Source organism: Phenylobacterium sp. (assembly GCF_036501465.1).
GTDB lineage: Bacteria > Pseudomonadota > Alphaproteobacteria > Caulobacterales > Caulobacteraceae > Phenylobacterium.
In genome coordinates this window covers 1-23,459 of sequence record NZ_DASYAF010000149.1, presented here as the reverse complement: position 1 = coordinate 23,459, position 23,459 = coordinate 1, and the positions used below count along the sequence as shown (strand labels likewise).

Sequence of the window (23,459 nt, the reverse complement as noted above, 5' to 3'; positions counted from 1 at the left end):
GAACAGCTGTTGAGCGAACGAGCCAGCAGCGCCGGGTCGGCAAATCGCCAGCGCCTGTCTCAGGGCATGCGCCTCTATGGCGCGTCCGCACGCAATCTCTGGCCCCGCATCGTCGCTTCCATCGCGGTCGCCATGGTCGCCGCCCGGTCGGTCGGGCTGTGGTGGACGCTGGGCTGGCTGGGGGTGATCTGGATCGGCCTGCTGGTCGGCCTGCACCTGGTCACCAAGGCCGAGCAGGAAACCGAACCCGCGGCCCAGGCCCGCCTGGGGCTGCTGGTCAGCCTCAACACCACGGTCTCGACCGTCCTGCAGGCGGCGATCCTGGCGGGCGTCTGGGCCAGGGGCGACAGCCTCGCCCACGCCTTCGCGATCCTCGCGGCCTTCGTGGGCTCGGCCTATGTGCTGCTGCAGTACTATTCGGACCTAAAGCGGTTCCGGCTGCTGCTCGCGCCCTACGTGGCGACCTATCTCTACATCGCCTACGACCTGGCCTCGCAGGCCGGCTGGCGGGTGGGCGCGGTGCTGACGTGCCTGGCGGCGGCGCTCAGCATGGGCAACTTCTTCTTCCTGTCGCGCCGCCTGCTGGACCGTTCGCGCTCGGCCCTGCGCCAGGCCCGCCAGCGGGCGCGCGACGGCGAGCTTTCCGCCGAGTCCGCCAATGCGGCGAAGTCCACCTTCCTGGCGACCATGAGCCACGAGATCCGCACGCCGCTGAACGGGGTGCTGGGCATGGCCCAGGCCATGGCGGGCGACGAGCTTTCCGACCGCCAGCGCGACCGCCTGTCGGTGATCCACCGCTCCGGCGAGGCCCTGCTGGCGATCCTCAACGACGTGCTGGACCTGTCGAAGATCGAGGCCGGCAAGCTGGAGTTGGAGCAGTTGGAATTCGAACTGGCCGAGGTGGCCAGGGGCGCCTATTCCGCCTTCACCGCGCTGGCCAACAAGAAGGGCCTGTCCTTCGCCCTGGACATCGAGCGCGCCCGCGGCCGCTACCTGGGCGATCCGACCCGGCTGCGCCAGATCCTCTACAACCTGATCTCCAACGCGCTGAAGTTCACCGAGCAGGGCGAGATCCGCGTCACCGCGACCCGCGAGGACGGCGTGCTGGTGCTGTCGGTGCGCGACACCGGCGTCGGCATCGCGCCGGAGAACGTCACCAAGCTGTTCGCCAAGTTCGACCAACTCGACTCCTCGACCACGCGCCGGTTTGGCGGCACCGGCCTGGGCCTGGCCATCTGCCGCGAGCTCGCCTCGCTGATGGACGGCGAGATCGGGGTGACCAGCGAACTCGGCCTGGGCTCGACCTTCACCCTGCGCGTGCCGCTCGAGTACATGGGCGAAGAGAAGGTCCAGCCGACTGTCGCAGAGACCGTGGCCGGCGAGGCGCCGGCGATCGCCCTGCGGGTGCTGGCGGCCGAGGACAATGCGGTCAACCAACTGGTGCTCAAGACCCTGCTGCATCAGATGGGCGTCGAGCCGGTGGTGGTCGACAACGGCGAGCAGGCCGTCGAGGCCTGGAAGACCGGCGACTTCGACGTGATCCTGATGGATATCCAGATGCCGGTGATGGACGGGATGACCGCCACCGGCCAAATCCGCGCCCTGGAGCTGGCGCAAGATCGCGCGCGCACGCCGATCGTCGCGCTGACAGCCAACGCCATGAGCCACCAGATCGAACAATATGTCGCCGCCGGCATGGACAGCCATGTGGCCAAGCCGATCCAGGCGGCAGAGCTGTTCGGCGCGCTGACCCGCGCCGCGGTCCCCGACGAGGTGAAGCCCGGCGGCGGCGCGGCGGCCGAAGTGGCCTAGCCGCTCAGCGGGTCGGGGGCGGTTTCAGCCAGGCGGGCTTGGCGTCCGCGTCGGCGACGCTTTCGGCGAGCGCATAGAAGAAGCGATTGAACTTGCCGGCCGCGTCGAAGTCCATCGGCTGGGTCAGGTCGTCCTGCGGGCGGTGGTAGCGGACCTGGTACCATTGCCGGTAGCGCCGCTCGGCCTCGGTCCCGGGCTTGTAGCCGAAGATGAAGCCGGTGCCCGGGATGCCGGCCTGCATGAACGGCCAGTGGTCGGCGCGGGTCAGCAGGCTGCGCTCCGGCTCCGGGTCCGGCTGGATGGCGATGCCCATGCCGCGCGCCACGGCCCGCGCGCTCTGGCCGAGCGTGGTGTCATCGACGGCCAGCTCGGTGAGCAGGTTGAGCGGGAACAGCGGCCGCAGCTGGTCGAGGTTGATGTCGGCCACGATGGAGGCCTTGGGCACGGTCGGATGGCCCACGAACCAGCGCGCGCCCAGGAGGCCCTTCTCCTCGCCGGTGAAGGCGGCGAACAGCACCGTGCGGCGCAGCGGCCGGCCTTTGTGCCTGTCGGCGAAGCGGATCAGGGTCCCGACATAGGCCGCATCGTCCAGCGTGCCGTTGTAGAGGTTGTCGCCGGCCACCGGCTCGCCATAGCCGTAGCCGTCGAGATGGGCCGACAGCACCAGGGTCTGGTCCTTCAGCGCCGGGTCGCGGCCCGGCAGGACGCCCAGCACGTTCTTGGCGGTGAAGTCGCGCGTGGTGACCTTGAAGTGGGCGACCAGCCGGCTCGGGAGGTCGAAGCGCTTCAGCGGCTGCTTCGCGCCGCCCGCCTTCAGCACCGCGCCGATGTCCTGGCCCGAGCCCCCGGCTACGACCTTGAAGACGTCGGCCGCCATGGTGATGACGGGAAGCGATGCGCCCGCCGGCTCCGGCGTCCCGGCGATGGCGACGCTGCGGGCATAGGCGGCGGGCCAGCGCGGCGGCTCGATGGTGAAATAGGGATCGTCGACCTCGATCAGGGCCGCGGCGCCCGCCTGCGCGGCGGCGGCGGTCCGCTGGCCGGCGCTGGGCAGGCCCTTTCGCTTGGTGTTGAAGCAGACCACCGCCTTGCCCTGGACGCCGTCGAGGTCCTTCGCCGCGCAATAGCCGCGGAAAGTCATCGGCGCATCGACGTCGGGCGTCAGCCGGTCCGTGGCGCGGACGGTGAGGTCCTTCAGGAAGTGCAGGTCGGTGAAGGCATTGCCGTTGCGGACCCGGACCTGGGTTCCGTCCGACTCGACCTTGGCCTCGTGGACCTTGAAGGTCTGGAACCAGCCGCCGCTATCGCCGGCCGGCTTGAGCCCCGCGGCCTGGAAATCCCGGACCACCACGTCGGCGGCGCGGTCGAAGCCGGCCGAGCCGGTGTCGCGGCCCTCCATGGCGTCGCCCGACAGGGCCTCGGCGATATGCCACCAGGCCTTGGTGTCGGGGTCCTTGACGGCGTCGGCGCGGGAGGCGGCCGCCGCCGAGGCGGCGCCGGCCCAAATCCCGGCAAGGATGGGGCCGGCGAGCGCCAGGACCAGGACCGCGGGCGCGCGCCTCATTGGAAGCGGTGGAACCAGGCCATGATCGCCGACGCCTTGGCCGCCGCCTGGGAGGGCCGCTCGGCCAGGCCGCCGTGCGAGGCGCCCGGCACCTGGATCATGGTGGTGGGCACGCCGCGCAGCTCCAGCGCGTCGAAGAACTGCTCGGCTTCCGAGGGCGGGGTGCGGTGGTCGTCGGTGCCGACGATCACCAGGGTCGGCGTCTGAACGTTTCCGACCAGGGAGAGCGGCGAGCGCTTCCAGTAAAACTCGTTGTCCTCCCACGGCATCTTCCCGAACCACGAGGTGGCCATGAAGTTGTAGCCGTCGGTGGTCAGCACCTCGCTGGTCCAGTTGATCACCGGCTTCTGGGCGGCCGCGGCGCGGAAGCGGTCGGTCTTGCCGACGATCCAGGCGGTGAGCAGGCCGCCGCCCGAGCCGCCGGTCACATAGAGATGCTGCGGGTCGACGAAGCCCTTGGCGACGGCGGCGTCGACCACGCTCATCAGGTCGTCGTAGTCGTGGCTGGGATAGTTCTTGTCGATGGTGTTGGCGAAGGCGTCGCCATAGGAGGTCGAGCCGCGCGGGTTGGCGTAGACGACCACATAGCCGCCGGCCGCATAGAGCTGGTCGTCGGTGTTGAACACCGGGCCATAGGCGCTGAACGGCCCGCCGTGGATCTCCAGGATCAGCGGATATTTCCGCGACGGGTCGAAGTTCGGCGGGGTGACGATCCAGGCGTCGATCGGCTTCTGATCGAACGAGGACTTCACCGGCAGCGCCTCGGTCTTGGCGAGCGTCTTGTCGGCGAACAGGTCGGCGTTGAGGTGGGTCAGTTTCTCGGTCTTGCCGCCCTTGACCACGCCGAGGTCCGGCGGATTGTCGGCGTCGCCCATGGTGAAGGCGATCAGGCCGTTCTTGCCGACCGAGAACTCGCCGCCGGTGTAGGGCCGGTCCATCTCAGCCCCGCTGGTCAGGCCGGTGGCGACATCGGTCAGCTTGCCGTCGAGGGTCACGCGGGCGACCTTGGTGATCCCGTGGTCGGCGTAGTCGACGTAGAGGCTCTTGCCGTCGGCGGCCCAGGTCGGCGCGCCCACGCTGCGGTCCAGCCCGCCGGTGATCACGTGGCTGTTCTTGCCGTCGCGATCCATGACATAGAGGCGGACGTTCTCGTAGCCGCGGTAGCCGTGGTTGTCGAAACCGACGTAGGCGATCCTGGCCCCGTCCGGCGAAGGCGTCGGCGCCTGGTCGGGCCCGTCGCGGGTGGTGAGCCGGGTCAGCGTCCCGCCCTCGACCGACATGGAATAGATGTCGGTCTCCTGCGCCTCGCGCTCCCAGTTCGGCTGGCGGTTGGAGGCGAAGTAGAGCGTCTTGCCGTCGGGCGAGAAGGCGAGCTGGCCGCCCTCGTCGAACTTGCCGAAGGTGAGCTCGCGCGGCGTGCCGCCGTCGGCCGAAACGGTGAAGATGTGACGGTAGCCGGGGCGGATGTAGCCCGCGCCGTCGCGGCGGTAGGTCACCCGGTCGATGACCTTCAGCGGCTCGGCCCACTTGGCGCCCGGCGGTGGGGCCATGGGCTGGCCCAGCGGCTGCGGCGGGGCGGGGACCAGCATGATGAAGGCGAGCGTCTTGCCGTCGGGCGACCAGGCCACCGAGCTCGGCGCCTGCAACAGGTTGGCGACCTTGGCCGAGCGGCCGGTGGCCATCCAGCGCACGTAGAGCTGGGCGCCGCCGGGGCCGGCCGAGACATAGGCCAGCTTGGAGCCGTCCGGCGACCAGACCGGGCGCACATTGGCCCGCTCGTCGTCGGCGATGGGCGTCTGGGCGCCGGTCGCCGGGTCCACCAGCCAGATCGACGGGTGGCCGTTGTCGCTCATGATGTCCTGGGTGGTGCGCACATAGGCGATCGCCCCGCCGTCGGGCCGCACCTGCGGATCGCCCGCCGCGCGCAGGCCGAAGATGTCGCGGCCGGTGAACAGCCGGTTCGGCCCCTCGGCCACCTGCTGGGCGAAAGCCGGCGCGACGGCGCAGGTCACGCTGGCGACGGCCAGCGCGGAGACGAACAAGGCTAGGCGCATGAGATTCCCCGAAACTTGAAGGCGCCTACAAACGCCATACCAGGAAGGTTTGTCCAGCGGCCGGCGGATCGCTACATGGTCCTTCCATGGCCGAAGCTTTCAACGACAAGGTCCTGCCCGCGGAAAAGGCCCAGCGCTACGCCGCGGTGGCTGAGGAGATCGCCGCGGTGCTGGCCGGCGAGCCCAACCTCACCGCCCGCATGGCGACGGTGGCCTCGATGCTGGCCGCCACCTTCGAGACCTACTTCTGGACAGGGTTCTACGTGGTCGATCCGGACAAGCGCGAGGAGCTGGTGGTCGGCCCCTACCAGGGCACGCTGGGCTGCCTGCGCATCGCCTTCGGCCGCGGCGTCTGTGGGACCGCGGCGCGCGAGCGCAAGACCCAGATCGTCGCCGACATCGAAGCCTTCCCCGGCCACATCGCCTGCGACAGCCGATCGAAGAGCGAGATCGTCGTCCCGGTGGTCGACGCGGACGGCCGCCTGCTGGCGGTCTTCGACGTGGACGCCGAGGTTCCCGCGGCCTTCGACGACACCGACGCCCAGTGGCTGGAGCGCATCCTGCAGGACACCTTCGCGGCCTAGGTTTCCTTCACCGCGCGCAGGCGCACCTGGAGTTCCTGCGCCACGTTCCACTGGGCGTTGGCGATGTCGCGTAGCGTCTCGATGGTGAGCTCGCCATTGCGGACCCGCTCGGCCCAGCCGGCCTCGTAATGCTGCGAGACGCTCTCGATTTCGAAGTCCACCTCCATGACGAAGGCCAGCATGGTGTAGTTCTCGCCCGCCGCCATCCATTGGCGGTTCCGGGCCTTGGACATCATCTGGAAGGTCAGCGGCGTGAAGGCGCGCACGTGGGTCGGGTCCGCCCAGAAACTGTCGTGGCGCACATGCGGCACATGGATCTCCAGCAGGCCGCCCGGCTCCAGGATGCGGTAGAGCTCGCCCATCACCGCGGCGAAGACCGCGAACTCCGCGCCGACATGCTCCAGCACATGCTTCATCAGGACATGATCGAAGCCGTTCGCCGGCAGGTCCCAAGGCGTGGCCTCGATGTCGAGCAGCCGGTCCGGCTCGCAGGCCGCGAACTTGTCGAGGTTCAGCCAACCCTCGCGCTTGTCGAAGCCGCAGCCGAGGTTGAGCTTCATCGCGTCCGCCTTTCGCCACGCCCCAGGGCGTCGGTTGCCGTTAACGTCAACACGCTTGTCTTACGCTGCGGCGCCTTCATACAGTCGTTTTGACGCGCCTATAGGACGCCAGGAACTTACAGAGGGAGCACGGCCATGGCCGAAGCCTATATCGTAGCCGCGACGCGGACCGCCGGCGGGCGCAAGGGCGGACGACTGCGCGAATGGCATCCGGCCGACCTTGGCGGGGTGGTGCTGAACGACCTGGTCGAGCGCACCGGCATCGATCCGGCGGTGATCGAGGACGTGGTCATGGGCTGCGTCATGCAGGTGGGCGAGCAGGCCACCAACGTCGCGCGCGGCGCCGTGCTGTCCTCCAAGCTGCCGGAAAGCGTGCCGGCCACCAGCGTCGACCGCCAGTGCGGCTCGTCCCAGCAGGCCCTGCACTTCGCCGCCCAGGCGGTGATGAGCGGCACCATGGACGTGGTGATCGCCTCGGGCGTCGAGAGCATGACCCGCGTGCCCATGGGCCTGTCGGTGGCCCTGCCGGCCAAGGAAGGCTTCGGCAACCCGATGAGCCCGGCCCAGCAGAAGCGCTATCCGAACATCCAGTTCAGCCAGTTCATGGGCGCCGAGATGATGGCCCAGAAGTACGGCCTGACGAAGGACCAGCTGGACGAGTTCGCCTACAGCAGTCACCAGCGCGCCATCGCCGCGACGCAGGGCGGCGCCTTCAAGGACGAGATCGTCGCCATCGACGGCAAGGACGGCAAGGGCGACGAAGGCTCCAAGGTCCGCCACGACAGCGACGAGGGCATCCGCTACGACTCCAGCCTTGACGCCATCAAGGGCGTGAAGCTGCTGCGCGAAGGCGGCTTCATCACCGCGGCCACCTCCAGCCAGATCTGCGACGGCGCTTCGGGCGTGATGATCGTCTCGGAAAAGGCGCTGAAGGAGCACGGCCTGACGCCGATGGCCCGCATCCACAACCTGACGCTCATCGGCCACGACCCGGTGATCATGCTGGAAGCCCCGCTGCCGGCCACCGAGCGGGCGCTGAAGAAGGCCGGCATGTCGATCGACGACATCGACCTGTTCGAAGTCAACGAGGCCTTCGCCTCGGTGCCGGTGGCCTGGCTGAAGACCACGGGCGCGGATCCGGCCAAGATGAACGTCAACGGCGGGGCCATCGCGCTGGGCCACCCGCTGGGCGCCTCGGGCACCAAGCTGATGACCACCCTGCTGCATGCGCTGAAGGCGAGGGGCAAGACCTGGGGCCTGCAGACCATGTGCGAAGGCGGCGGCCTGGCCAACGTGACCATCGTCGAGCGGCTCTGATCCTCTCCTGATCGTCATCCCCGGGCTTGTCCCGGGGATCCATACGCGCCAAGGCTTCCGGATGAACGCCGGCGGCGCCCGGGTCTATGGATGGCCGGGACAAGCCCGGCCATGACGGTCGGAGAAGTTGGATGTCGCGCGTCCTCGTCATCACCGGCGCGTCCGGCGCCTTGGGCTCGGCGGTCGCGCAAGCGGCGGCTGTACAAGGCATCAACCTTGGCCTGATCGACTTCGCTGAGGCTGATCCAGACAATCTTCCGAAGGGTGTGATGACGTCGGTCGCCCTGGGAGGCGTCGACCTCACCGATCCAGATGCCGCGACGCGGGCGATAGATCAAATCGCGACTTCGTTCGGCGGGATCGACGCTCTGTTGAACATCGCCGGCGGCTTCGCCTGGGAGAAGCACGAGGGCGGCGCCTCGGAGACCTGGAGCAAGATGTTCCGGCTCAACGTCCAGACGGCGGCCAACGCCTGCCGCGCGGCCATCCCGCACCTGAAGCGCTCCGCGGCCGGGCGGATCGTCAGCGTCGGCGCCAACGCGGCGCTGAAGGCCTCGGCGGGCATGGGCGCCTATGCGGCGTCCAAGGCCGGCGTTCACAGCCTGACCCAGGCCCTGGCCGAGGAGCTGAAGGCCGACGGGGTGACGGTCAACGCCGTGCTGCCCTCGATCATCGACACCCCGGCCAACCGGGCCGACATGCCCAAGGCCGATTTCACCGCCTGGGTGCGGCCGGCGGAGCTGGCGGCGGTGATGCTGTTCCTGGCCTCCGAACAGGCCAGCGGCGTGACCGGCGCCCTGATCCCGGTGACCGGTCGGGTCTAGGCCGGCTCAGCGCTTCGCCAGCTTCGGCTCCAGCCGGACCGCCATGGCGTCGTCCTGCTGGGCGCGGGCGAGGTCCTTCTTGGCTGCCCAGGCCTGGGAGCGGAAATGATAGGCCATGCCGTCCTTGGCGTTCATGGCGATCGCCTGGGTGAGGTCGGCGATGGCGTCGTCCGGCTTGCCGAGCCCGATCCTGGCCAGGCCACGGCCGCGCCAGGCCTCCTGGTCGCTCGGGTCCATGGCGATGGCCTTGGCGTAGTCCGTCGCCGAACCGGCGTCGTCGCCCAGGGCATGGCGTGCGAAGCCGCGGTCGCGCCAGGCCTCTTCGCGCGCCGGGGCGACGCGGATCAGGTTGTCGAAATCATGGACCGCCTTGGCGTGCTCGCCCCGGGCGATGAAGGTCTGGCCCCTGTTCAACAGGGCGACGGCGTCGTCGGGCTTGAGCGCGATCGCCCGGTCGAGGTCCGCGCCGGCCCGGGGCCAGTCGGCCTTCGAGATGTAAGCCACGCCGCGGTTGACGAAGGCCTCGCCGAAATCCGGGTTCAGCGCGATGGCCCGCGAATAGTCGGCGATCGCGAGGTCCCATTCGCCCTGATAGAGGTGGCTGTCGCCCCGGGCCTTCAGCAGGCCGGCGTTCATCGGGTTGGCCTGGATGGCCCTGTCGAACTCCGCCACGGCCTCGGCGTCGTGGCCGCTGGCCTGGGCCTGGCGGGCCTTGGCCTCGTGGTCGATCGCGCCACGGGGGTTCAGCCGCTCGGCCTCGGCGTCGTCGGCCTTGGCCTTTTCCTCTTCGCCCTGAGCGCGATAGGCGATGGCGCGGTTGCGCCAGGCGACGGCGTCGGTGGGCTCCAACGCGATGGCGGCGGTGAAGTCGCGGACCGCGCGGGTGTTGTCGCCCCCGCGGGCGTAGAGCGCGCCGCGGGTCACCAGGCTGGCGGCGTCCTTCGGGTCGAGGCTGGCGGCGAGGTCGAGATCGGCCAGGGCCTGCTGGCGGTTTCCGTGCTGGGCGGAAAGCGCGGCCCGGTTCAGGTAGGCGGAGCTCAGCTTCGGGTCGAGCTTGATGGCGGCGTTGTAGTCGGCCATGGCGTGCTCGTCGTCGCCCAGGCTGGCGAACGCCTGGCCGCGATTGCCATAGGTCTTGGCCAGCGCCTGCGGCCCGCCCATCGGCCCGGCCCCCAGGTTGATCGCCGCGGTGTAGTTGGCGATGGCGTGCTCGAGGTCGCCGCGCACCTGGTCGTAGAAGCCGACATTCCGCAGGGCCACCGCCCGCTGGTCGTCGCTGAGACCGGGGTTCAGCAGGAGCCGCAGGCAGGCCGCGATGGCCCGGTCGGAGCCGCCCGAACCGCACATGGCCCGCTCGGCGTTGCCGCCGCCCTCGGTGGGCGGCGAGGCGACCTGCATAGCCTGGGCGAAGGCTGAGGCGGCAAGCAGGCTCAGGCTCGTGGCGACAACGGCGACGGGGATTCGACGGCTCATCGGACCTGTCCGGTTAGGCTTCCGCGAGCTCCGGGGAAGCGGCCGGCGTACGTCCGCTACGTTCGGCTTCACCCCAAAAAGCCCGCGCCTACGGTCTACCGGCGCACGGCGGAAGTCCAGCGGCGCAGGCCAGGATCGACGGGGCATAGGAGCGCAGGGTCGTCACCGCGCGGGCGTCAGGCTGACGACCAGCTCGGCGTCGCGGTCGATGGCGGCGCGACTGAAATCGAGCGGGACGTAGGCCCCGGAGGCCCACAGCGGGAAGAGGTCGCGGTAGTGGACGTTGAACGGGTCGCCCGACTGGCCCGGCGTGTTCATGGCCACCGAATTGTCCCAGGCGCCGACGTCCATCACCAGCCGGACCGATGCGCCGGCCGTCTGGGTGAAGTCGCTCGGGCGATAGGTGGCCGCGCGCGGGGTCGAGGCGGAGCCCGGAACCTCCAGCGGGCCGGTCTCCATCTGCCGGGCGAGCTGGCGGTCGGCCAGGACGCCGGCGGCCGGCGTGAAGTCGGCGTGATGCAGCCGGCCCCAGCTCCAGGTCGCCATGTCGGGGCCGAGGCCGCGCTCCAGGTCGCGCACCGCGGCGGTGAGGCTCTCCAGCAGAAGGGTGTCGCGCTTGCCAGCCGCCTGCGGCGACTCCAGCCAGGTCACCACCGCGTCGAGGGAGCCGGAGCCCACCAGGCTGCGCGCGGCCTCGGGCGTCTGCGCCTGCACCACCGTATGGCCCAGGTGGCTGGCCACCCAGACCTGGTAGATGGCGGCCGCCGTGCTGCCGGTGGTCTCGTCGTTGTCCCAGGCCTTCAGCAGCGCCAGCGCCCGGGCGACCTGTGGGTCGGGTGAGGCGAGCGGTTTCAGGAGCGCGATGGTGCGGCGCGACAGGGTGTCATGCGCGTCGGTCTGCAGGGCCATGGAGTCGGCGATGGTCGCCTTGGGCTGGCCGGCCAGCACCTCCTTGATCCGGGTGATCCGCGAGCGGTCGGCCCATTCGTAGCTGGTGGGCGCCTTGTCGCCGGGCGGCAGGTTCATCTCGTTGGCGGTGGCGAAGAAGCCCTCGGCCGGGTTGTGGAGGTTGGGCAGCTCGGCCTCGGGGCGCAGGCCCGCCCACTCGTAGCGGCCGTCGCCCGGCACCGGCATCAGCCCGTCCCAGTTGGGCCGGATCGGCGTCAGGCCCGCCGCCGACCAGCCGATGTCGCCCGAGGCGTCGGCGAAGACCAGGTTCAGCGGCGGCACGCCCCAGTGCTCCTGGCCGGCCTTGAAGTCTGCCCAGGACTTCGCCCGCCACAGGCGCGAGGAGCCGAAATAGCCGCTGGCGCCCGGCTCGGCCCAGACGGTCTTCATGGCGAAGGCGTGGCCGGGTATTTCGTCGATCACCGGGCCGTGGCGGGTGAACTTCAGGGTCACCTCGCGCGGCGCCTCGCCCTTCACCGCGATGGACTCGTGGACCACCTTCATGGGCTCCAGCTTGCCCTTGTAGCGATAGGCGTCGCCCCCATCCTTGCCGGAGTTTGGGGTGTCGTAGACGTAGAGGTCCTCCTGATCGATGTAGAAGATAGTCAGGCCCCAGGCGACCTGGCCGTTGTGGCCGAAGGAGACGCCGGGCAGCGCCGGCTCGCCCGCGCCGATGATGTCCAGGTCCGGCGCGTTCAGGTGGACGATGTAGCGCAGCGAGGGCACGGTCACGGTCCGGTGCGGATCGTTGGCCAGGATCGGGCGGCCGGTCGCGGTGCGCGAGGGCGCGATCACCCAGTTGTTGGAGCCCTCGGCCTGATAGGCCTCCATGGCCTCGGCGAGCTGGACCTGGGGCGGCTTGGGCGGCGCGGCCTGCGCCTGGCGCCCGCCGGTCGCCAGCACCTCGAAGTTCACGGCCTCGGTGGCGAGCAGATAGTCCTTCAGCACGTCGGCCGGCACGATGCAGGGGTCGAGGCCCTTCGGAACCACGGTCTCATGCGGCGGCTCGAGCTTGCGGCGCAGGGCGTCGGCGGCGAGCCCGCCCTTGCAGGCCACCTGGGCGCGGGCGACCTCCGAGGTGACGTTGGAGACCAGGGCGTGGCTGCGGATCCGCAGGATGTCTTCCGCCGCCCAGGTTTCCGGCTGGCTGGCGGTGAGCTTGAACTCCACGGGCAGCGGCCGCTTGCCGGCCTTCACCTCGCCCACATAGGCGTTCACCCCGGCCGCGAACGCCTCCACCGCCTGGCGCGACTGCGGATCGTAGGCCGCCCATTCGGCGGCCATGTCGCCGCGGTAGAGGAAGAGCCGCGCAGCCCGGTCCTGGGCCACATAGGCGGGGCCGAAACTGGCGGACAGGCGACCCAGGCCCCGCTTGCGCCACAGGTCGATCTGCCAGAGCCGGTCGCGCGCGGCGTTGTAGCCTTGGAGGAAGAAGGCGTCGTGGGTGTTAGCCGCGAAGATGTGCGGGATTCCCCAGTGGTCGACCACCATCCTGGCCGGCGCGGTGAGCCCCGAGACGCTCCAGGCCTCGTGCTTGACCGCGGTCGATTGCGCCGTGGCCGCGCCTGCGAGGGCCATGGCCGCCACGACGCTCGAAACGCCCATGCCGATCCTGCCCATTCCGCCGCTCCCCAGCCCGTGTCCGCGAGGAGTTGACGACAGATCGCGGCTTTCGTCCACGCGGCCTTGGCCGCCTCCCGGTCTGTGCTACTTCGTGGCCTTGGCCCCCGCCGGCGTCGGGGTCACCCGCCAGACGACGCCGCCCACGTCGTCGGCGACCAGCAGGGCGCCGGTGCGGTCGACGGCGACGCCGACCGGGCGGCCCTGGATCTTGTCGTTCTTGTCCAGGAAGCCGGTCAGGAAGGCCTGCGGCGCGTTCTGCGGCCGCCCGTTCGCGAAGGGGATGAACACCACCTGGTAGCCGTTCAGCGGCTTCCTGTTCCACGAGCCATGCTGCCCGATGAACGCCCCGCCGCGGTAGGCCATCGGAAAGGCCGCGCCGGTGTAGAAGGTCAGGCCCAGCGAGGCGGTGTGCGCGCCCAGGCCGAAGTCCGGCGCGATGGCCTTGGCCACCAGGTCCGGCCGCGCGGGCTTGATCCGATCGTCCACGTGCGGCCCGTAGTAGCTGTAGGGCCAGCCATAGAAGCCGCCGTCCCTGACGCTGGTGAGGAAGTCGGGCGGCAGGTCGTTGCCGATCTCGTCGCGCTCGTTGGAGACCGTCCACATGACGTGGGTGACGGGCTCGAAGTCGATGCCGTTGGGATTGCGGATGCCGCTGGCGAAGATGCGGGTCTTGCCGGTGGCGAGGTCGTATTCCCAGATCGCCGCGCGGCCGGTCTCGTTCTCCATGCCGTTCTCGCCGACGTTCGAGTTGGAGCCGACGGTGGCGTAGAGCTTGGTCTTGTCGGGGCTGGCGACGACGTTCTTGGTCCAGTGGTGGTTGATCGGCCCGCCGGGCAGGTCGAACACCTTCTGCCCGGCGCCGCTCGCGCTGGTCTGGCCATCGGCGTAGGGGAAGCTCACCACTCCGTCGCTGTTGGCGACGTAGAGCGTATTGCCGACCAGGGTCATGCCGAACGGCTGCTTCAGCCCCTGGGCGAACAGCATGCGGCTCTCGGCGATCCCGTCGCCGTCGGCGTCGCGCAACAGGAAGATCTTGTTGGGGCTGGGCTTGGAGGACCCGACGCTCTTCATCAGGTGCTTCTGGAACCAGCCCTTGATCCCCTGATTGGTCTTATCGGCCGCGCTGGGCTCCGACGACGACTCCGAGACCAGCACGTCGCCGTTCGGCAGGACGTAGAGCCAGCGCGGGTGATCGAGACCGTCGGCGTAGCGGACGACGGTGAAGCCGGGCGGGGCCTTGGGCGTCACGCCTTCCGGCCAGCCCACCACCTTGGGGATACCGACCGTGGGGATGATCGCGTGCTGCGGCGCCGGCAGCGGCGGGTTCGGGCCGTAGCCGGCCCAATGGTCCGCCGAGCCCTTGGGAATGCAGGCGCTAAGGCCGAGCGCGGCCAGCAGGCCGGCGGTCGCGGTGAGGGCGGCTCGGGTCATGATCTGTCTCCCTGGCGGCACCATAACCCGTGTTGCGTGCCGCCGCGAAAGGCGTCCAAGCTGGCGGCAGGGAGTGTGACGATGGACCTGAGCGAAACGGCCGAAATGGCGGCGTTCCGGGGCGAAGTGAGGGGCTTCCTCGCCGCCCACAAGGCCGAGTTCGAGGCCGGCGCCGCCAAGGACCTGAAAGCCTGGCAGAAGCTGCTGATCGCCAACGGCTACGCGGCGCGCACCATTCCCAAGGCGTACGGCGGCTATGGCGCGGAGCCCGACATCCTGAAGTCGCGGATCATCGCCGAGGAGTTCATCGCCGCCGCGGCCCCGCGCGGCATGGCCGGCCAGGGCATCTCCATGCTGGTGCCGACCCTGCTCGAAGTGGGCTCGGAAGAGCAGAAGGCCCGCTGGATCGAGCCCACGCTGAACGGCGACATCATCTGGTGCCAGGGCTACTCCGAACCGGGCGCCGGCTCCGATCTCGCGAACCTTCAAACAAAGGCCGTAGAAGATGGAAAAGACTTCATAATCTCCGGGTCGAAGATCTGGACGAGTACGGCGCACCTGGCCCAGATGATGTTCTGTCTGGTCCGCACGGAGCCGCAGGCCGCCAAGCACGAAGGCATCTCTTACGTGCTGATCCCGATGGACACGCCGGGGATCGAAGTGCGGCCGCTGAAGACCATGACCGGCGCCTCGGAGTTCAACGAGGTGTTCTTCACCGACGTGCGGGTGCCGCAGGATCAGGTGGTGGGCGGACGTGGGCGCGGCTGGTTCGTGGCCAACACCACGCTTAAGCACGAGCGCGGCATGCTGGGCGACCCCAACGCCGCCGAGGCGCGGCTGAACAGCCTGGTCCATCTGATGACCACCGAGACCGTGGACGGCCAGCGGATCGTCGACAATCCCATCTTCCGCGACCGGCTGATGCAGTTGCAGGGCCGGGTGTTCGCCATGAAATTCAACGGGCTTCGGCTGCTGACCTCACAGCTTACCGGAGAGCCGGCGGGGATCGCCGGGCTGATCGTCAAGCTGCAGGGCTGTGAGCTGAACCACCAGATCGCGGCCCTGGCGATCGACGCCCTGGGCGAGCTCGGCGTGCTCTACACCGACGGGCCGCACCTGCGCGCCAAGGGCGGCTGGCAGCGCAGCTACATGTTCGATCTCGGCCTGATCATCGGCGGCGGCACCGCCCAGATCCAGAAGAACATCATCTCCGAGCGCGGCCTGGGCATGCCGCGCGAACCCAAGCCGGCGGCGGCGTAGGCGATGGATTTCGCCCTCACCCAGGACCAGCGCCTGATGCAGGAGAGCCTGGTCCGCACGCTCGCCGAAGCCTCGTCGCTGGACCGCGTGCGGAAATTCGCCGGCGACCTCAGCGACAAGGGCGGCGACGTCTGGCAGGCGCTGGTGGAGTTCGGCCTGGCCGGGATCTGCGTGCCGGAGGAGCATGGCGGCCTGGGCCTCGGCCTGCTGGACGCCGCCCTGGCGTCGGAAGCCCTGGGCGCGGCGGTGTCGCCCGTGCCGTTCATGGGCGTGGTGCTGGCGCCGATCGCCCTGTTGCGCGGCGGAACGGCCGAGCAGCAGGCCGAGTGGCTGCCGAAGCTGGCGGCCGGGCAGGTGATGGCGGCCGCGGTGATCTCCGAAGGCGTGGCCGGCGCGCGCGACGGGGCTGGGATAAGGGCGTCGAACGGGAAACTCGCCGGCAAGGGACTGTTCGTGCCGGGCGGGATGGCGGCGGGCCTGCTGATCGTCGCCGACACCGAAGGCGGCCTGCACCTGGTGCGTGGTGATGCGGCGGGGCTGAGACGCCATCTGATGCCCGGGATCGACGAGACGCGGCGGCTGGCCGAGCTGGACTTCGACGGCGTGGAAGCGGAACCGCTGAGCGGCGGGCCGGAATTGCTAACGGCCCTGCGCGACGCCGGCTGGGTGCTGGTGGCGGCCGACAGCCTGGGGGCGGCTCAGGTGATGCTCGACAAGGCGGTGGCCTACGCCAAGGAGCGCCGCCAGTTCGACCGGGTGATCGGCTCGTTCCAGGCGGTGAAGCACCTGTGCGCCGAAATGGCGGCGGAGCTGGAGCCGTGCCGCTCGCTGGTCTGGTACGCGGCCTACGCCTTCGACGCCGCCCCGGCCGAGGCCTCGCTGATGGCCGCCCACGCCAAGGCGCTGACCAGCGAGGTCGGCCGCTTTGTGGCCCGCACGGCCACCGAGGTGCACGGCGGCATGGGCATCACCGACCTGCTCGGCCTGCACTTCTGGTTCAAGCGCCTGGGCCTGAACCGCCAGCTGCTGGGTGGCCCCGAACGAGTGCGCGAGCTGGCGGCGCGGATGCAGGGGCTGTCCGCCGCTTGAGGGCGCTGCCTAGACATGCACCGGCGGGATGCGATGCGCCCAGGGAGACGCGGCTTCCAGTTCGTAGGCCAGTTCGAACAGCATCCGCTCCTGGCCGGCGCGGGCGGCGAACATGGTCCCGATCGGCAGGCCTTCGCTTGTCCAGTAGAGCGGGACGCTCATCGCCGGCGCGCCGGCGAGATTGTGGATGGGCGTGTAGCCCACATACTCGACCAGCCGCGCCACCAGGGTGTCGAAGGGAACCAGCGGGCCGATCTCGCCCAGCTTCGGCGGCCCGGACGAGAGCACCGGCGAGAGCACCACGTCGAACTGATAGGCGGCGAACCAGGTATCGTAGGCCGCGACGTCGCCCTCCAGCCGCTTGAGGACCTGGGCCAGATCCTGTGGCTTGGCGCGGGCCGCCATCTCCACCAGCCCCAGGGTGAAGGGCTCCATCAGGGTGTCGTCGGGCTTGCGGCCATAGGCCTTGGCCACGTTCTGGGCGCTGCGGGCGGCGCCGCTGGCCCAGAACAGCAGGAAGTCGTCGATGAACTGCCGGCCGTCATAGGGCAGGCGGACGTAGTCCACGTGGTGGCCGAGGCTCGCGACCAGCTTGGCCGCATGGTCGGTGGCGGCGACCACGTCGGGTGTCGGCGAATGGCCCATGCCGTTGGCCAGCATGACGCCGATCCGCAGGCGCTTCGGATTCGGGCCGCTCACCAGGCCCACCGGCGGATAGTTGGCGTCGGGCTTGTGGTCCTCGGTCAGGGCCAGCAGGGCGGCGCTGTCGCGCACGCTGCGGGTCACCACGTGCTCGACACCGAAGGCGGTAATGCCGGTCTTGCCCTCGAAGTCGTCCACCCGGCCGCGCGAGGGCTTCAGCCCGAACAGGCCGCAGTGGCTGGCTGGGATACGGATCGAGCCGCCGCCGTCGGTGGCGTGGGCCGCCGGCACGATGCCCGCCGCCACCGCGACCGACGAGCCGCCTGAGGAGCCGCCGGGAGAGCGGGTCAGGTCCCAGGGATTGTGCGTCAGGCCGGTGGCGACCGGCTCCGTGCTCGGCAGGAGGCCGCCTTCCGGCGTCGCCGACTTGCCGAGCACGATCAGGCCGGCGCGGTCGAAGGCGTCGCAGTTGGGGGCCTGCACGGTCGCCGGGGGCAATGGGCGGGTCGATTGCGAGCCAGCGCGGGTCGGCAGGCCCCGGTAGTCGACCAGGTCCTTGATGAGGAACGGCACCCCGGCGAACGGGCCCGTGGGTCCGGCCTTGGCCTTGCTGAGCGCCCGGTCGAAGTCCGAATTGACGATGAAGTTCAGCGTGCCTTGCAGGGCTTCGCAGCGGCGGATCGCAGTCTCCACCGCCTCCGCGGCCGACAGGTCGCCGCGCTTGATGGCGGCGGCCAGGCCGGTGGCGTCCGGCCAGGGCGAGGGCGGCGCGACCGGAGCGGCCGGCGGCGCGGGCTTCGGCGCGGCGAGCGCGGGCGCGGCGGCGAGCGCCAAGGGCGCGGCTGCGAGCGCGCGTCGGGTGATCTCGGTCAAGGTCGCCTCCGCATCTGGGCCGAGCTTGGAATGCATCGGCCCGGTTCTGCAATGGAGAGGCTCCGAGCTTCAGTTTTGGATGCTGGCGCCCTTGGCCAAAGCGACGAGGGCCTCGACCATCACGGCCTCGCTGATCTCGTCGGGGCTCAGGAACGACTGCACGAAGAAGCCCATCATCACGGCCTGCAGGGCGATGGCCAGGTCACGCGGCGGGAAGTCCGGCCGCAGGTCGCGCGCCTGGGCCAGGAAGCCGGCGCTGCCGTCGAAGGACCGGGCGTAGAGGTCGGCCAGGGCGCGCCGCATGTCAGGGTCGGTCAGGGCGTAGAGCTGGAATTCGGTCTGGAGGGCCGCGTCGCCCAGAGCCCGGTCCAGCATGGCGACGAGCTGATGGCCGATCTCGCGGAACTGGTCCACGAGCGGGGCGGTGGGGTCGGTGGGCCCGGGCACGCTCAGGTCCTTGGAGACCATGGCCGCCAGCATCAGGTCGCCCTTGCCGCCGAAGTTCGAATAGATCGCCCCCTTGGTCATGCCCGCGCGGGCGGCGATCTCGTCCAGGCTGGCGCCGGCGAAACCCCGCTCGGTCACCACCTCCAGGGTGGCGGCGATCAGGGCGGCGCGGGTGCGCTCCCGCTTGCCGCCCGGCTTGCCCGCATCTGAATCAGCGCTTGCATCGGTCATATTCAGAGAATATACCGTCAGTAGAAAATACTTATAGTATATTCTTGGGCAAACCTAGAGAGACGCCTGATGTCCGCGACCGCTCAAATGACTGCCGAGGCTCCGCCGCCGGCGCGCCTCGTGGGCCTGGACCCGCCGCCGGAGAAGGCGTCGTCGGTTTTCGCCCAGCTGGCCGCCTCGAAGGGCAACGTCTTCGAACTGCTGCCGCGGGTGGTGTTCGAGCAGCCGATCCATCGGAAGGGGCGGGCGCCGCTGCTGTTCGTGCATGATCCCGACGGCATCCGCCGGGTGCTGCTGGACAACGTCGCCAACTATCCGAAGGAGAAGCTCTCCGACGAATTCTTCACCGCCATGTTCGGCGAGGGCCTGCTGAGCGCGGCGCCCGAGAAGTGGAAGCGCCACCGCAAGATCATGGCCGGCGCCTTCGACCCGCGCAGCGTGGCGGCCTATGCGCCCGTCATGGCCGCCGAAGCCAAGGCCTACGCCCAACGCTGGGCGCAGCTGCCCGACGGTACGGAGATCGACGTGGCCGAGGCGATGAAAGCGCTGACGCTGCGGATCATCTGCCAGACCATGTTCTCAGACGATGCGGAGGAGCTGATCGGCCTGGCCGGCACGGCGCTGGGTTTCACCAGCGACGCCCTGGACTTCTCGATCCTCGACATCCTGCCGGTGATCGGTCCGATGCGGATGAAGGCCAAGAAGGCGCGCATCCAGGCCGATTTCAGCGCCATGGACGGCGCCATCTACCGGATGATCGAGACGCGCCGGGCGAACCTCGAGCGTGCGCCCAACGACCTGCTCACCCGCCTGCTGGCCGCCCGCGATCCGGACGACGGTTCCGGCCTGTCGGCGCAGGAGATCCGTGACGAGGTGATCACCATCTTCGAGGCCGGCCACGAGACCACGGCCGTGGCCATGACCTTCACCTTCTACCTGTTGTCGGCGCATCCGGTGCAGGCGGCGAAGCTGCACGCCGAGCTGGACGCGGTGCTGGGCGGCGGCGCGCCCACGGCCGACGACCTGCCGAAGCTGGTCTACACGCGCCGCGTGGTCGAGGAGGCGATGCGCCTCTATCCGCCGGCGCCGGCGGTGACCGGCCGGGTCGCGGCGGGGCCCGACGAAATCTGCGGCTATCCCGTGAAGAAGGGCGACCAGATCCTCATCTCCTCCTGGGTGATGCACCGCCATCGCGCCTATTGGGACCAGCCGGAGACCTTCGATCCCGACCGCTTCTCGGCCGAGCGCAGCGAGGGGCGGCCCAGGTTCGCCTATATGCCGTTCGGCGGCGGGCCCAGGGTCTGTATCGGCGCCAACTTCGCCATGACCGAAGCGACCCTGATCCTGGCGGCCCTGGCCCAGAAGGTCAGCCTCAGCATGGACCGGCCGCAGGACGTGAAACTTAGGGCGCGGATCACGCTGGCGCCCATCGGCGGGTTGAAGATGACGCTGGCGCATCGGAGCACGGGCGCCTAACTCTGTGGGATGGCCGTCGCCTTCACCCGCGAGGAGGACTACGAGTCCCGCGCCGCCGATCTGCCGGACCGGCCGATCTCGCCGCACGCGAACCTGGTGACCGCCAGCGGCCTGGCCGCCATCGAGGACGCCCTGGCCGAAGCGCGGGCCGCCTATGCCGCCGCCCAGGTCGAAGGCGGGGTTTCCGCCGACCGCACCGCCATGGCGCGGGCCACCCGCGACCTTCGCTACTGGTCCGCGCGCCGCGCAAGCGCCCAGCTCACCGAGCCTGAGCCGGAAGCGGGCAGGGTGCAGTTCGGCCGCACCGTGGAGATCGAGCGCGAGGACGGCCGCAATCAGATCTTCCGCATCACCGGCGAGGACGAGGCCGACCCCACCCACGGCAGCGTCTCCTACGTCTCGCCCCTGGCCCGCGGCCTGCTGGGCAAGCGCCTGGGCGATGTGGCGGTCGTGAACGGGGCCGAGGTGGAGATCGTCGGCGTCCGCTGAAACCGGCGCCGCTCGCGGACCGAATAGGTTAGTATCAGCCGGGGAGACGCCGCATGGACCATCCGTTCCGCCCGATGATGATCGCCGGCGCCCTGTTCCTGGCGGCCAGCGTCGCGGTAGGCATGGCCGGCGCGGCGCGCGCCGAGACAGCGCCCCGGCTCGATCTCAGCCTGCCGGGCTTCACGGGCCAGGCTCCGCAAGCGCCGGTGACCCTGGCGGGTGCGCCGGCCAAGCCGACGCCCGACATCGCCGATCCGCTCGCCCCGCAGGCGCGGCCCAAGCTGGTGGTGGATCCGCTGAGCGACGCGGTGTTCGCCAAGACCTCGGTCGATCGCCATTTCGGCAAGAGCGAGAGCGGCCTCACGGCTTCGGCCGGCTTCCTCTGCGGCCGCCAGCAGGGCGGCGGCGACACCGGCGGCGCGGCGGCCTATGGCGTCGATCCGCACGGCCGTTTCGTGGGCGCGAAACTCAGCTTCGCCTTCTAGGCCGGCCGCAGCTGCTCGGCGCGGGGCCGGCTCGCCGCCGGCGTCTTGTCCGCGATGCCCTGGATCATCGCCTGCAGGCCGTATTCAAAGCTCTTGTCGGAATAGGGCGGCAAGGTGGGCGTGAGCTGCTCGTAGAGCGCCCAGCCCATGGCGTAGCGGCCCAGCACCATCAGGGCGGCGTGCGCCTCGCCGCGGCGGAAGCCCTCGGCCTCCAGCCGCCCGCGCATGGCCTCGAAGTCGAGGATCAGGCTCTGGCCGGTGGGGACCGATCCCGCCAGCAACCGCGCGCCGTCGCGGTGCGACAGCGCCGCGCGGCGGATGCCTCGGGCGCCGTCCGCCAGCCAGGCCTGCCAGTCATGCGGGAACGCCCCGGGCGCGGGAAGCGCGGTCTCCAGCAGCGCCTCGGCCATGTGGTTGAACAGCTCGCGCATGTTGCGGAAGTGCCAGTAGAGCGAGGGGCCCTTCACGCCCAATTCGGCGGCCAGCCTGCGGGTCGACAGCCCGTCCATCCCGACCTCGTCCAGCAGGGCGAGCGCGCGTTCGACGATCTGGCGGCGCTCCAGCGCCATCGGGACTCTCCTACTCGCCAGCCTTGTCTAGCACTGCTAGGGTTCGCCAGCCTAGGCGTCAGGATGGACGCGGCCGGGAGGGACAACAATGCAGCGCAGATTCGGACTGATCTTGGCCGCCGGGATCGCGGCCGTCGCAGGTCTCGCCGCCGCCAGCGCGGCGAGCGCCAAGGACTATCTGGGCGTGGCCTGCAAGAGCCCGCCGCCGGAGCACTGCTCGGGCGAGGCCTGCCAGGCGGTGCTGGGCGATCCCGGAACGGCGGTCGATCCGAAGACCGGGCGCAAGTACTGGCTGGACTATCCCTGCGACCTGAAGCCGGGCGACAAGGTGGTGTTCATCCTGAACATCCACGGCGCCGGCTCGATCGGCCAGTGGCAGCGCCACTACTTCCCGGCCTTCGACTACAAGGACAAATACAAGCTGGTGGTGGCGACGCCGACCGCGGCGACCTCGCCGAGCCGCGTCGCGGGCCAGCCCGGCGTGCGGGTCTGGGTCCCGGCCGAGGACGACGCCTTCCTGCAGAACGTCACCACCGAGGTGGTCGACGCCTTCGGCGCCAAGAACATCAAGTCCTTCTGGCTGGCCGGCCACAGCCAGGGCGGGGCGACGTCGCACCGGATCGTCTGCTCCGACTTCTTCAAGGACAAGGTGGACGGCCTCCTGAGCCTGTCCGGCGGCCGGGTCGGCCGCGCCGAGATCAATCCGCGCTTCGGCCCGCCGAAGGCCGACGGCAGCCCGCCCGATCCGCGGCCGGCCGGCGCCGGCGGCGGCCTGCTGGGCGGCGCCAACCTGCCGGCCTGCCAGTTCAGCCACATCTTCGAAACCGGCGAGCATGAGATCGTCAGCCTGCCTTCGACCTCGCCCCTGGCCGACGAGTTCGGCTGTGCGCCGCGGGTGGAAGAGAAGGACGTGGTCGACGAGCAGCCGGGCTACGTCTGGGACTACGCGCGCCAGGGCTATAAGGTCTGGGGCATGAAGGCGCGGCCGGGGACGGCACACGTCTGGATCTATCCCAAGTGCAAGGGCGGTCGCGTGGTGGCCGATGTGGAACGGCTCGACAAGGGCCACACCGAAGGCCTGGAGCCGCATGTCACCGAGGCGATCGTCAAGCTGATGGTGAGCGCGCCGGGCGGCAAGATCAGCGGGGCGAAGTCCTAGGCTGAATGCTCAATCATTTTTCAGCCGTCATGGCCGGGCCTGTCCCGGCCATCCATGAATACCGCTGGTTGCAGGTGGGGTGGCTATGTCGACGCTGCGCCTAGGTCTGCGCGATCAGCGCGTATGGGTGGCCGGGACAAGCCCGGCCATGACGCAAGATAATAAAATCAACCCTCTGATTGAGTATTCAGCCTAGGCCTGGATCGAGACCAGCGGCGGGGCGGGCGCGGCGGCCGGCGCAGCGGCGCCGTCTGAGGCGTAGCCGGCGGAGCTGTCGGGCGCCGAAGAGCCGCTGCTGGGCATGCCGGTGTCGCCGTAGATCTCCTTGGACGCGGCGGTGAAGTCCTTCTGGCCCTTCTCCAGCTCGGCCTGTTCCTCGTCGGCGTCGGGATTGGTCTTGTGCTGCGCCTTCAACTTGGCCAGCGCGGCCTTGGCGATCGCCTGGGCCGAGGCTTCCAGCACCCGCGCCTCCTCGATGATCGGGTCGGGCAGCTTGGTCTTCACGGCGCCCGGCCCTTTGTCGGAGACGACCAACTGGGCCGGGGCCTG

The 23,459-nt window shown here is 69.9% G+C and carries 20 protein-coding genes; 10 read left to right on the top strand and 10 right to left on the bottom strand.

The window, feature by feature from the left end; all coding sequences use genetic code 11:
- Nucleotides 1-9: 9 nt before the first annotated feature.
- The gene (locus VGL85_RS16715) at nucleotides 10-1,812 is read left to right on the top strand and encodes an ATP-binding protein (protein WP_331590115.1); all 1,803 of its coding nucleotides are present in this window, start codon (nucleotides 10-12) and stop codon (nucleotides 1,810-1,812) included.
- 4 nt (nucleotides 1,813-1,816) lie between these two features.
- Here VGL85_RS16715 and VGL85_RS16710 read toward each other — a convergent pair whose 3' ends face one another.
- Nucleotides 1,817-3,376, bottom strand: coding sequence for a M28 family peptidase (locus VGL85_RS16710; RefSeq protein ID WP_331590114.1), 1,560 nt, complete (start codon nucleotides 3,374-3,376; stop codon nucleotides 1,817-1,819).
- Nucleotides 3,373-5,430: a S9 family peptidase gene (locus VGL85_RS16705; RefSeq protein WP_331590113.1), complete on the bottom strand. Its 2,058-nt coding sequence runs from the start codon at nucleotides 5,428-5,430 to the stop codon at nucleotides 3,373-3,375. The genes VGL85_RS16710 and VGL85_RS16705 overlap by 4 nt, the downstream gene beginning before the upstream one ends.
- An 86-nt stretch (nucleotides 5,431-5,516) precedes the next feature.
- Here VGL85_RS16705 and VGL85_RS16700 point away from each other — a divergent pair, with 86 nt between their 5' ends.
- Nucleotides 5,517-6,014, top strand: a complete 498-nt coding sequence (locus VGL85_RS16700) for a GAF domain-containing protein (RefSeq protein WP_331590112.1) — start codon at nucleotides 5,517-5,519, stop codon at nucleotides 6,012-6,014.
- On the opposite strand, the gene VGL85_RS16695 is transcribed toward VGL85_RS16700, so the two are convergent.
- Nucleotides 6,011-6,574, bottom strand: coding sequence for a class I SAM-dependent methyltransferase (locus VGL85_RS16695; RefSeq protein WP_331590111.1), 564 nt, complete (start codon nucleotides 6,572-6,574; stop codon nucleotides 6,011-6,013). The two genes, VGL85_RS16700 and VGL85_RS16695, sit on opposite strands and share 4 nt — an antisense overlap.
- A gap of 135 nt (nucleotides 6,575-6,709) precedes the next feature.
- On the opposite strand from VGL85_RS16695, the gene VGL85_RS16690 reads away from it, so the two are divergent.
- Together VGL85_RS16690 and VGL85_RS16685 are read left to right on the top strand one after the other, a co-directional pair.
- Nucleotides 6,710-7,891 carry an acetyl-CoA C-acetyltransferase gene (locus VGL85_RS16690; RefSeq protein ID WP_331590109.1) on the top strand — a complete coding sequence of 394 codons (1,182 nt, stop codon included), beginning with the start codon at nucleotides 6,710-6,712 and terminating at the stop codon, nucleotides 7,889-7,891.
- A 131-nt stretch (nucleotides 7,892-8,022) separates the two neighbouring features.
- On the top strand, nucleotides 8,023-8,715 hold the full coding sequence (locus VGL85_RS16685; RefSeq protein WP_331590108.1) for an SDR family NAD(P)-dependent oxidoreductase: 693 nt from the start codon (nucleotides 8,023-8,025) through the stop codon (nucleotides 8,713-8,715).
- A 6-nt stretch (nucleotides 8,716-8,721) separates the two neighbouring features.
- On the opposite strand, the gene VGL85_RS16680 is transcribed toward VGL85_RS16685, so the two are convergent.
- From VGL85_RS16680 to VGL85_RS16670, 3 genes are all read right to left on the bottom strand, one after another.
- Nucleotides 8,722-10,188, bottom strand: a complete 1,467-nt coding sequence (locus tag VGL85_RS16680; RefSeq protein ID WP_331590107.1) for a tetratricopeptide repeat protein — start codon at nucleotides 10,186-10,188, stop codon at nucleotides 8,722-8,724.
- Nucleotides 10,189-10,350: 162 nt separating this feature from the next.
- On the bottom strand, nucleotides 10,351-12,756 hold the full coding sequence (locus tag VGL85_RS16675) for a penicillin acylase family protein (RefSeq protein ID WP_331590106.1): 2,406 nt from the start codon (nucleotides 12,754-12,756) through the stop codon (nucleotides 10,351-10,353).
- Between the two features lie 87 nt (nucleotides 12,757-12,843).
- Nucleotides 12,844-14,190 carry a sorbosone dehydrogenase family protein gene (locus VGL85_RS16670; RefSeq protein ID WP_331590105.1) on the bottom strand — a complete coding sequence of 449 codons (1,347 nt, stop codon included), beginning with the start codon at nucleotides 14,188-14,190 and terminating at the stop codon, nucleotides 12,844-12,846.
- 81 nt (nucleotides 14,191-14,271) lie between these two features.
- Here VGL85_RS16670 and VGL85_RS16665 point away from each other — a divergent pair, with 81 nt between their 5' ends.
- On the top strand, nucleotides 14,272-15,450 hold the full coding sequence (locus tag VGL85_RS16665) for an acyl-CoA dehydrogenase family protein (protein WP_331590104.1): 1,179 nt from the start codon (nucleotides 14,272-14,274) through the stop codon (nucleotides 15,448-15,450).
- A 3-nt stretch (nucleotides 15,451-15,453) separates the two neighbouring features.
- Nucleotides 15,454-16,539: an acyl-CoA dehydrogenase family protein gene (locus VGL85_RS16660; RefSeq protein ID WP_331590103.1), complete on the top strand. Its 1,086-nt coding sequence runs from the start codon at nucleotides 15,454-15,456 to the stop codon at nucleotides 16,537-16,539.
- A 9-nt stretch (nucleotides 16,540-16,548) separates the two neighbouring features.
- Here VGL85_RS16660 and VGL85_RS16655 read toward each other — a convergent pair whose 3' ends face one another.
- On the bottom strand, nucleotides 16,549-18,054 hold the full coding sequence (locus tag VGL85_RS16655) for an amidase (RefSeq protein ID WP_331590102.1): 1,506 nt from the start codon (nucleotides 18,052-18,054) through the stop codon (nucleotides 16,549-16,551).
- Between the two features lie 69 nt (nucleotides 18,055-18,123).
- A complete protein-coding gene (locus VGL85_RS16650; RefSeq protein ID WP_331590101.1) occupies nucleotides 18,124-18,732 on the bottom strand; it encodes a TetR/AcrR family transcriptional regulator in 609 nt (202 codons plus the stop codon).
- A 69-nt stretch (nucleotides 18,733-18,801) separates the two neighbouring features.
- Between VGL85_RS16650 and VGL85_RS16645 the strand changes: the two genes are divergently transcribed.
- From VGL85_RS16645 to VGL85_RS16635, 3 genes are read left to right on the top strand one after another with little or no spacing between them, the layout of a single operon-like run.
- A complete protein-coding gene (locus tag VGL85_RS16645; RefSeq protein WP_331590100.1) occupies nucleotides 18,802-20,208 on the top strand; it encodes a cytochrome P450 in 1,407 nt (468 codons plus the stop codon).
- Nucleotides 20,209-20,217: 9 nt separating this feature from the next.
- Nucleotides 20,218-20,697 carry a transcription elongation factor GreA gene (gene greA / locus VGL85_RS16640; RefSeq protein WP_331590099.1) on the top strand — a complete coding sequence of 160 codons (480 nt, stop codon included), beginning with the start codon at nucleotides 20,218-20,220 and terminating at the stop codon, nucleotides 20,695-20,697.
- A gap of 53 nt (nucleotides 20,698-20,750) precedes the next feature.
- Nucleotides 20,751-21,182, top strand: coding sequence for a hypothetical protein (locus VGL85_RS16635; protein ID WP_331590098.1), 432 nt, complete (start codon nucleotides 20,751-20,753; stop codon nucleotides 21,180-21,182).
- On the opposite strand, the gene VGL85_RS16630 is transcribed toward VGL85_RS16635, so the two are convergent.
- Nucleotides 21,179-21,751, bottom strand: a complete 573-nt coding sequence (locus VGL85_RS16630; RefSeq protein WP_331590097.1) for a TetR/AcrR family transcriptional regulator C-terminal domain-containing protein — start codon at nucleotides 21,749-21,751, stop codon at nucleotides 21,179-21,181. The two genes, VGL85_RS16635 and VGL85_RS16630, sit on opposite strands and share 4 nt — an antisense overlap.
- Before the next feature lie 88 nt (nucleotides 21,752-21,839).
- Here VGL85_RS16630 and VGL85_RS16625 point away from each other — a divergent pair, with 88 nt between their 5' ends.
- Complete coding sequence (locus VGL85_RS16625; protein WP_331590096.1) at nucleotides 21,840-22,910, top strand: hypothetical protein; 1,071 nt, start codon at nucleotides 21,840-21,842, stop codon at nucleotides 22,908-22,910.
- Between the two features lie 192 nt (nucleotides 22,911-23,102).
- Here the strand turns inward: VGL85_RS16625 and VGL85_RS16620 are convergent.
- Nucleotides 23,103-23,459: hypothetical protein (locus VGL85_RS16620; RefSeq protein WP_331590095.1), on the bottom strand; the 357-nt coding region annotated here is incomplete at its 5' end.